The organism is Halodesulfovibrio sp. (assembly GCF_025210605.1).
Lineage (GTDB): Bacteria > Desulfobacterota > Desulfovibrionia > Desulfovibrionales > Desulfovibrionaceae > Halodesulfovibrio.
The window spans coordinates 57,170-69,239 of sequence record NZ_JAOARI010000019.1; the positions used below are offsets into that span (position 1 = coordinate 57,170).

General features: G+C 49.6%; 17 protein-coding genes. All 17 read right to left on the reverse strand.

Features of this window, described 5'->3' with window-relative positions; all coding sequences use genetic code 11:
- Positions 1–5: 5 nt before the first annotated feature.
- The gene (locus tag N4A56_RS08270) at positions 6–503 is read right to left on the reverse strand and encodes a hypothetical protein (RefSeq protein ID WP_295546442.1); all 498 of its coding nucleotides are present in this window, start codon (positions 501–503) and stop codon (positions 6–8) included.
- A 2-nt stretch (positions 504–505) separates the two neighbouring features.
- Positions 506–958 (reverse strand): hypothetical protein, encoded by a 453-nt coding sequence (locus tag N4A56_RS08275; RefSeq protein WP_295546444.1) that lies wholly within the window; start codon positions 956–958, stop codon positions 506–508.
- On the reverse strand, positions 958–2,688 hold the full coding sequence (locus N4A56_RS08280; protein WP_295546447.1) for a hypothetical protein: 1,731 nt from the start codon (positions 2,686–2,688) through the stop codon (positions 958–960). Before N4A56_RS08280 ends, N4A56_RS08275 begins: the two co-directional genes overlap by 1 nt.
- The gene (locus tag N4A56_RS08285) at positions 2,675–3,247 is read right to left on the reverse strand and encodes a hypothetical protein (protein WP_295546449.1); all 573 of its coding nucleotides are present in this window, start codon (positions 3,245–3,247) and stop codon (positions 2,675–2,677) included. The genes N4A56_RS08280 and N4A56_RS08285 overlap by 14 nt, the downstream gene beginning before the upstream one ends.
- A gap of 233 nt (positions 3,248–3,480) precedes the next feature.
- Positions 3,481–3,927, reverse strand: a complete 447-nt coding sequence (locus tag N4A56_RS08290) for a hypothetical protein (RefSeq protein WP_295546450.1) — start codon at positions 3,925–3,927, stop codon at positions 3,481–3,483.
- Positions 3,928–3,941: 14 nt separating this feature from the next.
- Positions 3,942–4,331, reverse strand: a complete 390-nt coding sequence (locus N4A56_RS08295) for a hypothetical protein (RefSeq protein WP_295546452.1) — start codon at positions 4,329–4,331, stop codon at positions 3,942–3,944.
- A gap of 40 nt (positions 4,332–4,371) precedes the next feature.
- Positions 4,372–5,298, reverse strand: a complete 927-nt coding sequence (locus N4A56_RS08300) for a major capsid protein (protein WP_295546455.1) — start codon at positions 5,296–5,298, stop codon at positions 4,372–4,374.
- A 57-nt stretch (positions 5,299–5,355) separates the two neighbouring features.
- A complete protein-coding gene (locus N4A56_RS08305) occupies positions 5,356–6,135 on the reverse strand; it encodes a hypothetical protein (RefSeq protein ID WP_295546458.1) in 780 nt (259 codons plus the stop codon).
- A 137-nt stretch (positions 6,136–6,272) separates the two neighbouring features.
- On the reverse strand, positions 6,273–6,506 hold the full coding sequence (locus N4A56_RS08310) for a hypothetical protein (protein WP_295546460.1): 234 nt from the start codon (positions 6,504–6,506) through the stop codon (positions 6,273–6,275).
- Positions 6,499–8,232: a portal protein gene (locus tag N4A56_RS08315; RefSeq protein ID WP_295546463.1), complete on the reverse strand. Its 1,734-nt coding sequence runs from the start codon at positions 8,230–8,232 to the stop codon at positions 6,499–6,501. The genes N4A56_RS08310 and N4A56_RS08315 overlap by 8 nt, the downstream gene beginning before the upstream one ends.
- 39 nt (positions 8,233–8,271) lie before the next feature.
- On the reverse strand, positions 8,272–8,457 hold the full coding sequence (locus tag N4A56_RS08320; RefSeq protein WP_295546466.1) for a hypothetical protein: 186 nt from the start codon (positions 8,455–8,457) through the stop codon (positions 8,272–8,274).
- Between the two features lie 2 nt (positions 8,458–8,459).
- Positions 8,460–9,983, reverse strand: a complete 1,524-nt coding sequence (locus N4A56_RS08325) for a hypothetical protein (RefSeq protein WP_295546469.1) — start codon at positions 9,981–9,983, stop codon at positions 8,460–8,462.
- Positions 9,971–10,468 (reverse strand): hypothetical protein, encoded by a 498-nt coding sequence (locus tag N4A56_RS08330; protein WP_295546471.1) that lies wholly within the window; start codon positions 10,466–10,468, stop codon positions 9,971–9,973. Before N4A56_RS08330 ends, N4A56_RS08325 begins: the two co-directional genes overlap by 13 nt.
- On the reverse strand, positions 10,468–10,746 hold the full coding sequence (locus tag N4A56_RS08335; protein WP_295546473.1) for a hypothetical protein: 279 nt from the start codon (positions 10,744–10,746) through the stop codon (positions 10,468–10,470). The genes N4A56_RS08330 and N4A56_RS08335 overlap by 1 nt, the downstream gene beginning before the upstream one ends.
- Positions 10,747–11,271 carry a hypothetical protein gene (locus N4A56_RS08340; RefSeq protein WP_295546474.1) on the reverse strand — a complete coding sequence of 175 codons (525 nt, stop codon included), beginning with the start codon at positions 11,269–11,271 and terminating at the stop codon, positions 10,747–10,749.
- 333 nt (positions 11,272–11,604) lie between these two features.
- Positions 11,605–11,805, reverse strand: coding sequence for a MerR family transcriptional regulator (locus tag N4A56_RS08345; protein WP_295546475.1), 201 nt, complete (start codon positions 11,803–11,805; stop codon positions 11,605–11,607).
- A 3-nt stretch (positions 11,806–11,808) separates the two neighbouring features.
- On the reverse strand, positions 11,809–12,009 hold the full coding sequence (locus N4A56_RS08350) for a helix-turn-helix domain-containing protein (RefSeq protein ID WP_295546476.1): 201 nt from the start codon (positions 12,007–12,009) through the stop codon (positions 11,809–11,811).
- Between the last annotated feature and the right edge of the window lie 61 nt (positions 12,010–12,070).

Here is a 12,070-nt window from a genome sequence, read left to right on the forward strand (position 1 = left end):
CACACCTACCGCAACAAAGAATGCACGCCGCTTCCTGCCTGCGCTAGCCCGTTAAACAGTGAAGCGGTGCTGTTTGCTTTTGCCTGATTTTTGTACGCTGTGCCCTTTGCTTGACCACCGTAGTAAACCTGCATTGCGTCCATCTCCATATCCACCATAGTTTCCGCCAGCACATCCGACGGTGTACCGCCATCATCCAGCTGCACACCGCTTGCACCGTAGTTAGCTTTTTGTGTACTCATCAGTTTGCGGTACTGGTCTTTTGTAGATGCAGCATTAAACGCACCGACTTTTTCAGAGTAGTCAGCTTGCACTTCCGCCATATCGTTCTGGCTTTTCATAGACATAGCTGTACCACCTAAACCTGCAAGCATTCCGACAGTGCCAAGTGCCTGCATAGCAGAAAATGCCCCACCAACACCAAACAACCCCGCTGTCGCAGCCGTTCCCGCGGTTGCACTCGTTGCTGCAACCGCTGCTGTTCCCAACATCATAGATGCCATCTCTACCCCTCCTGCCCCAACTCGATACGGGCGTATAAAAATCGATCTTTCAAATTATCACCCGTTGCCCGGCACAGCCCTTCGCACTCAAATCCAAGATGCTCGATAAAGCGAACAGCACGCGTATCATCTGGATTCACAAGCGTTTCAAACCGCACAACACCACGACGAATTGCCCGTTTGATGTATGCCCGAACAACTCGCAGCACGAGTAAAGGAAATCGCTCCACAAGCGGACTTGTCAGCAAAAAGACCAGGCAGGTTTTACCCAGCACAAAGCCGCCAACGCTTGCGACAATCTGCCCCTCGTCCGTTAGGATTGTTGAAGCTTCAGGAGTAAGTGCAAGCTGCTGCCCATGCTCACGCAAATTCACATTTTCAAGATTTTCAAGATCGGTTGCGCGTAGTTCTATGTCCAAAATGTCCTCTGCACGAAAGCGTCTGATCGTCGGCATTATGCAGTCACCTCCACCTGTCGGATTAGCGCTAACAGGCTAAACGGCAGCGGGTCGCTACCGAACACAGAAACCGTGGGGTTGCTATCCCACCCTGTACCAACAGAAGGAAGTTCCAGATCGCCCGTAAACGGTTGAACGGGCTTTTCCATAGCTTTGTTAACATTTCGCAAGAAGATGTCTTTTTCTGTATCATCGCCAATTTTGTAGTGCATACCTACAGACTTGTAGGTTCGGATGGTAACTTTAGACATTCGTTTGATAACTCCTTGCCCTGTGCCTAGAGGACTGCCCCCTTCAGGCTGCAACGGTGTCACCCGGTATTCGTATCCAAGCCCCACAACAACGGTGTCAGCAGGAAAGTCCAGATCGATACGCCCGTTCTGTACCACTTTCTCCTTCTGTACACCGCCATCTGCCAGCACTTGCACCGTCATACCGTTAAGATGGTCAAGACCGGACACGCTGGAAAGCTTAGAGCCTTGGTACGAAAGTCCGCTATCCACGAAAAAACAATCTGCATCGTCCAGATTATCGCCCTGCCACGGGTTCGCCATCTGCTCCATGCACACCTTGCCGTTACGCTCCACAGCAAGCCATATTTCTGTGTAGTCTTCCGCACTGTTAGCACACACGGAAAGTACCGTGCCTTGTGTTGTATGCCGATGCCACGCGTAGACTTGCTGGTCGCGCAGGTACGTCATGGCTGCCAAGGTTCCATCATCAAGCACGCACCAGACAATCGAGTCCGGGTCTTGCTGCCAAGCAAGCTGTTTTACTTGTGGTCTCAGCAAATGTTCAGACAACAAAGAGGCTTCCAACGGCACAAAACCGTCCTGCTCAAGGTTGTAGATAAATTCTCGCAATTTTTTACGGTCACGCGACATAAAAAGAACAGCGGAGCCAATCAGCATAGGCGGAACATGAGCCGCACACCCTACGTTGCTGTACCGTGTTGCCTGCACATTTGTCGGTGAGATAGATTCATTTCCACCGCTTAACGTCCACTCCCCGCCGCTGGTAAGGCACACAAGATTTCTCGCAGCCACCAACCCCCGAATTTGGTTTACTTGGTCAGAATCAAGGCTGAACCCTGCGCCGGAATCATCTTCCTTTGCTTCCCCGCCCATTTCTAAAAAGTTACCAGTTGCAGAGAACCACAACTTTTGCGGATGATTCGGGCAACCTGTCCACCAAGTGCGCTGCTGATGCAAGTTAACCCGCGCAGGCCAGTTGCTATGAGTCCACTCTTCGGGCTGATTTAAAAATTCACATGGAACTAGCGTAAATACATCGGGTCCATGCCGAACAAGCTTTTGTGGAAGATACTTTGCATGACAGATAAACAGCACATCCGCAGACTGAGCAAAGCCAAGTTCATGCACCTCATCAGCAGAGTACGGCAGGGAAACTTCCAGCGGCTTGCCATCATCTCGCATAATTTGCCCACCATCGCGCCAGAAACGCACATATCTTGCACCAAACTCAAGGACATACGTTTGGATATCGTTGAACGAAAAATCTTTCAGTAACGGCTTTGTGTTGCCTGCTTTGATGTGTCCACGAAATCGTGTGCCCATGCGTCTTGTCACGCCGCCATGCGGCCACACAATCACGTTCTGTAATTCTTCACAGGCGTTCGCCCGTTTCTGTAGATCAACATGACCGGCTAGACGCGGGGACCACTCACCAGCCGTAAAATTTGTTTGGATCAGTCTAACTTCTGGCATAGCGTCTCCTGCCTAGCTTAGCTTCTTTCCACCGATGGTTACGGATATCTTTAGGTGTTCGCTCGACAGTTGACGTATGGATTGCGCGTTTCAACGCTTCCTGCGCCTTAAGGGTCAAGCTGTCTGCAAGGGATTTTTTTGTACTGATCGGCAGCGCGATACGTGAAGCCAGTTCGTACACAAGAGCATCTTCAAGCGCCGCATCAAACAATGTTGAATCAGTAGAAACGTACTTGATTGACAGGCTTTGCTCGTTCGAGAGAATCAAACCACTTTCAATGGAGTACGTCGTTTCTGGATAGACAGAAACGAGCGTTGCATAATCTACAGGCAGCACATGAGCGAATTTGAATTCCCATGCAGGAGTCTCTTCGCTGATGTTGAGTTTTTCGCGTTTTAAGCAGCACGGCCAAGGATGAGCACGCAGCACAGCGTTTCGCGCAGGCTCCCAATTTAACTTTACATGCGTGGAGTACACAGAGCCATCGTCCATAGCTGCAATCACAGGCGCGTTCACTTCGCCAAGTGCTCTGTTAACAATACTAAGAGTAGTGGACATGGTTTTCCTTTTTTTGCATGGCAGGATGATATGACCTGTACGGTTAAGGTGAGCAAAGTCCCAAGCTTGTTATTGCCACGCTCCCGCGGGGGGACGGGGTGAGCAAGCTCTCACCCCATTCCATCCCCCGAGCTTTCGTGCGTAATCCCATCCTTCCTGCTTTCGTCATTGCCCATCCCGGACTTTCAGTCCGGCAGCAATTCCTTCAGCGCATCACAAACTTCTAAGCACCGTTAGAGGTTGTTAATAGCTTCCTCGATCACGGGTTTGTTTTCGTTATCCGCAACAAGTTTTTTCAAATGTGCAATCTGTGTCTGAAGGGCTGTTGCAGCTTCAGCAGCTTTTGCAAGGTTGTTGTTTTCAACTTTCAAAACACCAAGAGCGTCTTCAACTTCTTCAAGTGATGCTTTAAGGTTTGCCACATCGACACGTTCTGCTTCCAGATCAGCAAGAGCAGCGTTGTACAATCCTTGAAGTTCTGCGAACTCTGTACCGGACACCTGAACAGCATCATCTTTTTCTTCCGGTTGCTCTTCTGGATACATCAGCAAATTCTTGCCTTCATCATCCATCGGTTCCCAAGACTGAGCGGATACTGGTTCAAAGTGCTCCACAACCGCCCCTTCATCGTAAACAGTGCCGCCGTACTGGCAGCGTTTTTTTGCTCTGAAATATGGCATGGTAAATCTAGTAATTAACGAGTTAAATAAGGGTAAACATCAACTGTACCCGTACAATTACCGTCAGAAACAAGTTTGCCACGCACAAACTTTTTAGCCTGCGAAGGAAGAACAACTTCACCAAGATGTTCGCCAGCTGCGTAGGTTCCTTTATGAAACGTTACACTACAAGACTCTTTGAACGTACCGCCCTTGGTGTCACAATCTTCAATAATGAGTTGAAGCTTTTTTCCGGTTGGAATAGCCACAGCAGTTTTGCAATGAATAGTTACACCTGTACCACCAGCCGCACCTGAAAGACACGCTGGACCGCCATCCAACGCCTTTGTCCCAGAGTTAGGTAACGTAACGCCCTGTCCAAAATACTCGCCATGCTGGGCGAGGCGCTTATCAAACATACGCATAAGAAAACCCCTTGCTTTAAATTGTTAAGAAACGCTCAACCTATGCCACGTTAAGGTGCTGGTCTGCACCGTCTGTGAAGTTAAAAGAAGTAATCAATTCTTTGCCGTTCCAGTGGGTAAACGTACGGTTCACGTCTTTAGAGTCAGCAGAAGTCTGAAGACTCTTGCCTTTATGCTCGTAAAGAAGGGTCTGACACTTTGGATGGCAGTAGATAAACGTTTTAGACTTAGTAGACGCACGACAATCTGCAAGAAGATCATCAACCATCATGGCAGTTGGACGCTTGTCCTTTGTGATGTTTGCAAGAACTGCAATTTTTTTGGGATTAGCAAGCAACAAACCGAGATACGCTTTCAGCGCTAAGCCGAAAACCAAAGAGCCTTCATATTTACCGGAAGTTGCTTTGTAGAGGTTACCACCGCTGATATGCTGGGCATCCATAATCGCGCCCATTTTGAAGCCTGCTGGCGAGTACAGCCCGGTCATTTCTTCTTCAGTGTAAGTAACTGCAACCATAGAGTAGCCTTCACCAGTGCCACCGCAGTCTGCAATTTTGCCATGCTTCTGTGCATACGGAAGCATGTTACCGTAGATGATCGCTGTTTCCGCGCTCATGCCAGCGTTGCGCTGAATCTGAGGCAACTTTTTAGCAAAATATTTATCACGACCACCCATAGCTACAGCGCGATCTTGCGGCACTTCTATTTCACCACCAAGAATTGCAAGGTCAGTGCGTTTTAAATCACTGGAAACATCTACAGCAGGGAGTGGCGCGTTCATGTCTACCCAACCAGCACCCTGAATATCTGCCACTTCTTCGTGATTATGCCACAGCGTATCTGTAGCTGGTGCAAACTGCATGGTTTCAAGAATCGGTGCTTCTTCGGTGATGGTGTCCACCTGTTTTGGCTGCTTCTTGCAGTGTTCTTGACTTACCTCTTTAAGAGTTCCTACGAGTAAAACCATTCTGATACCTCCAAGTACCAATATTTAATAAACTTCTTGCAACAAGCTTTTAATCTTCTATCGAGAAGATGCGGCTTGCTTAAGCCACTCTTCGGCTGACATTTCTTCTTCTTTCCCCCCGCCTGCACTAGCGTTGTGGAAATTGCCATCTTCACCGACAAAGTTTCCAAGCTCTGCGATAGCTTTCATGGCGTGGTGCGTACGCAGCCCTTTTGAAGCATCGATACCCAGCACTTTTAAGCCACGCTCAAGCGCAGGCATGGCTTCGGCAGCTTTGTCACCATAGATTTCTTTCATGATGGATTCGGGCTTCTGAGCATCCAGCGCTTCAGCTTCCGCCTTGCCGGAAATTTCAATTGCACTGGCAACGTAATCTTTGAACACGCCTTCAGCCTGTGCCTGAGTCAGACCGTGCTTAGCCGCCATGGTTGCAAATATGGCAGCATCATTTTTGATATCCCACTGCGCTGCGAGATGTTCAGGCATTTCTACGTCCTTAAACTCTGTCGGGATGGAGTACTTGTCCGCAGAGTCAAACGCCCCGTGAGCACGGGCATGTTCCAGATATCCCTCAGGGGTTGTCAGGTCAGGCGCAGCGTTGTTGTCTGCTGCTCCGCTCTTGTCATCAGCACCGCCCTGCTCGTCAGCGTTGCCACCACCGGACGCGCTTTCATCACCAGAGCCACCATTTTCTGAACCGTCGCCATCGCCTGCGGAATCATCACCAGCAGCACCAGTATCGCCTGCCCCGCCAGCATCACCACCAGATTCACCGCCACCTGCTCCTTCCTGAGCAAATGCAAACATTCCCATCATCGCCATAAATAACTTCCACATGTCAGTCTCCTATTTCACCTGCAAAATTTTCCTTGCCTGCGGTTGACTCATCCCTTGCACGTCAACGGGTCGAGGGGGATTCCCCCTCGCGGATGCAAGGCGGAGCCTGCCCGCCGGAGGCACACATCAGCAAACAACTAACTCTTTAAAATTTCCAAAACCTCACACACCAGCGCCTTACGTGCGCCATGGTGAATCATGTCTTCGTAACTTTTACCTGCAACATATGTCGGGGCATCCACACAGCCTCTCGACTGCAAAAATTTCAAAAACACTTTCCCATCCGGTGTAGAAAACACTCTACGGATGGCTAAACGTGTTTCATCTGCTAACGGCTTTTCAACGTCCTGCTTCCTTCTAAAGCTACGCACCTGCACCTCCTTGCATCATAGTCAACGCCTCTTTGATTGCCTCTGCATTTCCTGCTGCTTCGCCTGCGGTTTTTGCTGCCTGTGCCATCTCCTGCCCTGCCTGAACATCTTGCGCCTGTGCAGCCTGCTGTGCCTGCTGCTGACGGTTCGCGTCACGCTTTTCAGCATCGACCAGATACTTTTGCGGGAACCCGAACAGATTTTGCGAATCACGCACAACCTCATCCAGATCAAAGTTATCCATCACCTGCGGTCGCATGTTGATAATCGGCGTAAGATATTCGAGAGTGCGCTGGAACGTCTGCGCTTCTGATGCTTTTTGCGCCATGGAGATGGGAGACACATACGCAACCTTAAGCCGTGAAACCACGCCCTGCTCAATCAACGAATCTACGATTGCCGGACGCTCCGGGATGTCCCCACGACGTTCAAGAATGCCCACCATGCGATTCACAAAGATAGGCAGAAACTCAGTTGCAAGCCGTCCCCACATAGGCAAAAGAAGCATCATTTTTTTAGAATCACGCAGCGCAACTTCGTATGCTGTCATGTTTGGGCCACCCACCATTTGCAGTTGATCGTTGAAGAAAATGCTACGAATCTGCTCTTCACGATCTTTCACGGTCATGTGCACGGCTTCTACGTTCGCAGATGAAACAATCGGGTAAATTCCGTAGTTTTTCTCTCCGGTAACGCTGGATGCTTCAAAGTAGTTGGTTGCCTTGGAATCTGTGCTGATACCGTCCTTGTACATGGATTTATCTACAGCCAGCGGCGGCTCGCACTGGTTCTGGATAGCACCGTCTTTGGAATCTTCCTGTGCATGCAGCAAACGGATGTGTGGCAGTGCGATATGCCCGACACCACGCCCCCAAGGGTCTGCGCCGGAAAATTTGGAGTACCGTGCAACCATGAAAGGCTGCTCACGATAGCCACCCTCTGAAAGAAGCTGGTTAGTTTCTTCTTCCCAGAACACAGAGGCATACATAAATTTGCTGGGAACTGTTGCTTCTTCATACCATTCACCAGTTTTACGTGGATAGATGGCCTGCCACACGTACACGGTTGATTCCAGCTCCTTACGGTCAATCTTACGCTGAATAGAATCGGAGTATGTACGCTTCTGCCAAAGGTCAGAAGTTATGCCACGCTTACGCTTGCCCCAACGCTCTTGAACTTGTCGAACTGTCAGTTCCAAACGACGGAACATTGTATCAACGATGCCGTGCTGGTTTTCTGAAATCCAACACGCATGTGGTGAAATGGACGAAAACGGAATTGCAGAATTGTCTTCCGGATCTTCAACAAACAGTCCCATTTGCCCAAATGTTGCGTAATCCAGATAACACTCGTTCATAGTTGAATCGAACCCGCTCTCTTCGTGCTTGCAAGCATCCATGATGATGCTGGCAATTTCAGAAGCCCACTCTGTTGATTCAGAAGGAAGTTCTTTCACTCCACGCCCTGTGAGCGCTGTGTGCAGCCATGTTTGTGCAGGATTTGTCAGCAGGGAATGCAAACCAGCTGCAAATTGCTGCTGGGCATCTTCCGGCACAGAACTCCAAATAAGTTCCCTTGCTTCCGCATCCGAAGAATCATCACCAAAGAAACGCGCTTTAGGAGGCTGCAAGTATTCTGCAAGCTCCTCCCAGTCTTCTTCTGCACGCCTACGGCTCTTCTTCAGAACACCGAGACGTTGCTTCAATTCTTTAACAAGTTCGTTCATTCCAGTTCCTTTGATGAACTCGCATTCTTTTCAACCGCATCAGGCGCCGAGCTTTGCTTTCTTGATGTTGGCATCATCACCAGTTGAACCACCAAGCATGGTTCCGCTACGCCCTTTGTTAAGAAGAGATTTTTTCTTTTCAGCGGCTTTCGCTTCTTCTTTCTTCTTCTCTTCTGCGTAGTCTGGAACGTCTGGCGTGCTTGGCTTGCTAAACATTGACCCCATATCTACCTCCTGCCTCTTTTCTTGCCGCGTGTTGTTGTGGCATACGTTTGTGTTACCCGCGCTTCCGGTGGCTTAAAGCCAACCGCAGAATACCGGAACGAATCAGCGCCGTTGGATGCCCAATCGTGCAGCGGCTTGTTTTCAAAACATCCCCGCTCTTCGTTCCATTTCTTGCGGTAATGGCGCAGAGCTTTAAGCCCTTCCGCACAGTTAGATTTGTCGAACACGCAGGAAGGCAAAATATTTCGTACTGACTGAATCCCGTCCTCAACAGAAACAGACGGGCAAATGGTGAATTTGATACCCAGCTCCAGCGCAGACTCGTAACGAGACTTTGCCTTGTTGCCGATCTCACGTACACGAATGTCATGTGGTGCTATGTGCTGGTCGTAGCGGTAGCCGTACTTTTCGGAGAACTCTTCAAGCACTTTGGCGTAATGGTCTAAGCCTTCGCCGCTGTTCTCGTAGTAGTTGATGTACCTGCGCTGCCCTTGCGGGCTGTACTGGAAGAACCAGAGAGGCGTGGTATCGCCCACACCTAAGTCCCACGAGGTATGCACCTTCAAAAGTGGTTCAAACGGCACATCGCATACACGCCCTTGCGCCTCTGCCTGCGCCATATGCTTGCCGTAGTACGCGCCCTCTACAGTCTGTGCGAAAGCTTCTTCCGGCGTGGTCGGGTATTCACGCTTCATGTCTTCTTTTAAATTATTTTCCATCACGGAGTACCAAGCCTTCTGTTCCGGCGAAAACCTGAAACCGAGCGTGCCTTCCATCTCCGTAAAATAAGCGTGCTGTTCTGCTGTCAGCGTTACAGACTTTGCAGGCAACACGTAATCAGCACGTTGATACCAGGGGAAAAAATGAAACTTAAAATCTAGGTTGGTCAGCGCATCACCCATACGATCTTTACGCTGCGCCTCATCGCAGGTATCAAAAAACAAACCGTGATCGCCTTCCGCTGTTGATTCAAAGATAACAATGCCATCAACCGGCACAGTCGGCAGCGCACCTGTTTTAACTTCCTTTGCACGCTGCGGAAAACGGGCAGCAATCTTTCCGAGTTCGGACACATGCAGAAAATGCAACGTGCCCGAACGGAAGGACAGACCGACAGCAATGGAAGAGTTGTTGTTAAGCAACAGTTCCTGCGCGTTCTCGGTCTGCGGTAGCAACCCCGGAACCGTGAGCAAGGAGGGAGGAAGATTGTTGTAGGCGTACTGAACTTTATCTCGATAAATCTTTTTCACATCTTCCAGTGTCTGCGCGATAATCCCGACACGGGTGTTTGAATTGAAAATGCACAGATCAAGCCCGAAGATGCAGGAGAACGTAGTAAAGCCCAGCTGCCGCGCCTTCAAAATGACATTGCGATAATGCAGATGGGTTATGAAATTTGTCTGCTCTACATTCAGCTGAAAACGCACACTGTCACCATTCTTGTCGATAATCCGGTACAGGTTGTTCAGCCGCCAGATTCTATTGCTGAGGTTCCGCTTCATGTCGTGGTAGATTACGCTTCGCATGATGCATCCTCAGACTCGGTAAACAGTTCACTCGGTGCCAGTGTCCTACTGTGTCCATCCAGATCAGCGATAAGGTCAGCCAGTTCACCGCCGCCCTGCTGCTGTTGCTGCTCACGCTCTACACGCTCAAAGACTGTCCGAATAGCGTTGATGTTAGGTGTAACCATCTTGCGCACACGCTTTGTTTCTTCCATGGAGACGTCGCCAGTCTTCTTGTCCTTCACAGCTTCTTTGGTAACTTCAGTGTAGTTAAATCCCTTGGCTAGCTTGATTAAAGAACCGTGGGCAGTTTCCAACGCAAAATCGTTGTATCCGCCAGCACAGGCGGCATCGAACTCAGGATGCTTTTGCCGCCACTCCCACACCGTAGTCTTGCTCACACCAAACAAACGCCCAAGCTGTGCAAGGGTAAAGTTCCCCATTGCACATGCTTCACGCGCTTGCTTTGCGTAGTTCTTACGGTATGCGGTCTTGCGCCCTGCCATTACTTTTCCTTTTTGGTGGTGAGAATGCGGTAGATGTCGTCAATGCGCTTGTTCTGGTACTTCACAGCTTCCTCAATACGCACAACAGAACTCACCTTCCGGCTGATAGCTTTAATCTCTTGAGCGTTGGCACTAGCCTGCGCCTCCACTTCTACAATGCGGCTGTAGAACGCGAAGGCACAGACTGCGACCACAGCCAAGCTTTTCAGGATAGTAAGGATTGTCGGAACATTGATGGTTTTGTCGATGCACCAAGAGGAGGACGGACATTCTTTCATCTAGCGCACCTGCGGCTTTGCATCTTGTTCGCCACGGGAAGAGCCGAACTCAAAGCCGTACACATCTTTCACGATGTTAGTGAGATGCCCGAGAGTAAAGACAATTAAATCGCGGGTGCCGCCTTCTGGAATGGAGAATTGGAACAGCGCAAACATAACGCCGATGAAGGCAATAATGGAGAGATAGGCCAGCACATCCGCACGGGTGTTGCTGCCTTTGATTTGCGTAATCTGTGTATCGCGTTCGCGTGCAGAGTCGCGATCAGCAATCTCTGCATTCAACTGTGCCTGTTTCCACTGAAGCATCCGCGCCTTTTCTTGCGCTTCCAGCTCTTTCAGTTTCAACAATGCTTCCGGATTCTGCGAAATAGCTTCGCTTACTGCTTCCGGCGAGTCCTCACACCCCAGCATAGACGCAATAAGCGAACCCGCAGCACCAGCAATTGCACCAACAGGACCACCTAAAGCAGCACCAAGAATAGGTGCACCTTTTGCGACTATTGAGCCAACATCTTTCCAATCCATACACATACCCCGCTGATAAAATTCCTTTGTTCAGAATGACAGACACCAAGAAGGAGAAATGCCGTCATTCTGAAAAAGAGCGGGTGTTGTCCGGTGTTGAAAATCATGGAGGTCAGAACAGACCCAAAAACAACAGTCCCAACCGCCCGACAATCGCACGGACAATCACCCCGAATGAGTAGTCATTATTGTAGCATGGGGTTTTGAGCGACTTTAGCTAGAGAGTAGGTAGAGAGTAGCTACAGTATAGGTACAGACTACTTGACATGCTTTTCCAATAAAAAAGCCCCCATACAAAATGGAGGCGAAAAAGGAGAACACTTTCCTGTAGAATCAGGCTTCGCTATGCTCTATATGTGAGGTGTGCTTTACCAGCCAGTTAGACAATGCATTGAGTTCTGCACCGTAGGAACGCCCTTCCTTGTAGATCGGTGCACCCTCTTTGCGCCATTTCAAAACAGTTGGTCTACTTTTTCCGAACGTCTCACATATCTCACTCATACTTTTCAGCATCACAGGCGCTACTACCGTCATCCTCTACCCCTCCACACCTAGTACTTCTCGCTCGTCTAAAAACTTTTCCAATGCCGCCTGCCGGATGCGATACATAGGCTTTGCAGCAGTACCGATATTACTGGCGCGAAGCTCCCCCCTGCGGATAAGCCTGCGAACCACTTCTACCTGAATTCCTAAAACAGCAGCTACGTCTTTCACGGTCAGCGTTGTAGTTACACTCATGCTCTCTCTCCTATGCTGAAGCTGCGAACCGCCCCGCGTAAATGTTCATTCCTGAATGAAA

Excerpts from the sequence above, each read along its gene's own strand:
- N4A56_RS08340 (WP_295546474.1), bottom strand. The coding sequence starts at position 11,271 with ATGGATTGGAAAGATGTTGGCTCAATAGTCGCAAAAGGTGCACCTATT.
- N4A56_RS08290 (WP_295546450.1), bottom strand. The coding sequence starts at position 3,927 with ATGCCATATTTCAGAGCAAAAAAACGCTGCCAGTACGGCGGCACTGTT.
- N4A56_RS08295 (WP_295546452.1), bottom strand. The coding sequence starts at position 4,331 with ATGCGTATGTTTGATAAGCGCCTCGCCCAGCATGGCGAGTATTTTGGA.
- N4A56_RS08325 (WP_295546469.1), bottom strand. The coding sequence starts at position 9,983 with ATGCGAAGCGTAATCTACCACGACATGAAGCGGAACCTCAGCAATAGA.
- N4A56_RS08275 (WP_295546444.1), bottom strand. The coding sequence starts at position 958 with ATGCCGACGATCAGACGCTTTCGTGCAGAGGACATTTTGGACATAGAA.
- N4A56_RS08305 (WP_295546458.1), bottom strand. The coding sequence starts at position 6,135 with ATGTGGAAGTTATTTATGGCGATGATGGGAATGTTTGCATTTGCTCAG.
- N4A56_RS08335 (WP_295546473.1), bottom strand. The coding sequence starts at position 10,746 with ATGAAAGAATGTCCGTCCTCCTCTTGGTGCATCGACAAAACCATCAAT.
- N4A56_RS08280 (WP_295546447.1), bottom strand. The coding sequence starts at position 2,688 with ATGCCAGAAGTTAGACTGATCCAAACAAATTTTACGGCTGGTGAGTGG.
- N4A56_RS08315 (WP_295546463.1), bottom strand. The coding sequence starts at position 8,232 with ATGAACGAACTTGTTAAAGAATTGAAGCAACGTCTCGGTGTTCTGAAG.
- N4A56_RS08330 (WP_295546471.1), bottom strand. The coding sequence starts at position 10,468 with ATGGCAGGGCGCAAGACCGCATACCGTAAGAACTACGCAAAGCAAGCG.
- N4A56_RS08350 (WP_295546476.1), bottom strand. The coding sequence starts at position 12,009 with ATGAGTGTAACTACAACGCTGACCGTGAAAGACGTAGCTGCTGTTTTA.
- N4A56_RS08300 (WP_295546455.1), bottom strand. The coding sequence starts at position 5,298 with ATGGTTTTACTCGTAGGAACTCTTAAAGAGGTAAGTCAAGAACACTGC.
- N4A56_RS08270 (WP_295546442.1), bottom strand. The coding sequence starts at position 503 with ATGGCATCTATGATGTTGGGAACAGCAGCGGTTGCAGCAACGAGTGCA.
- N4A56_RS08345 (WP_295546475.1), bottom strand. The coding sequence starts at position 11,805 with ATGACGGTAGTAGCGCCTGTGATGCTGAAAAGTATGAGTGAGATATGT.
- N4A56_RS08320 (WP_295546466.1), bottom strand. The coding sequence starts at position 8,457 with ATGGGGTCAATGTTTAGCAAGCCAAGCACGCCAGACGTTCCAGACTAC.
- N4A56_RS08285 (WP_295546449.1), bottom strand. The coding sequence starts at position 3,247 with ATGTCCACTACTCTTAGTATTGTTAACAGAGCACTTGGCGAAGTGAAC.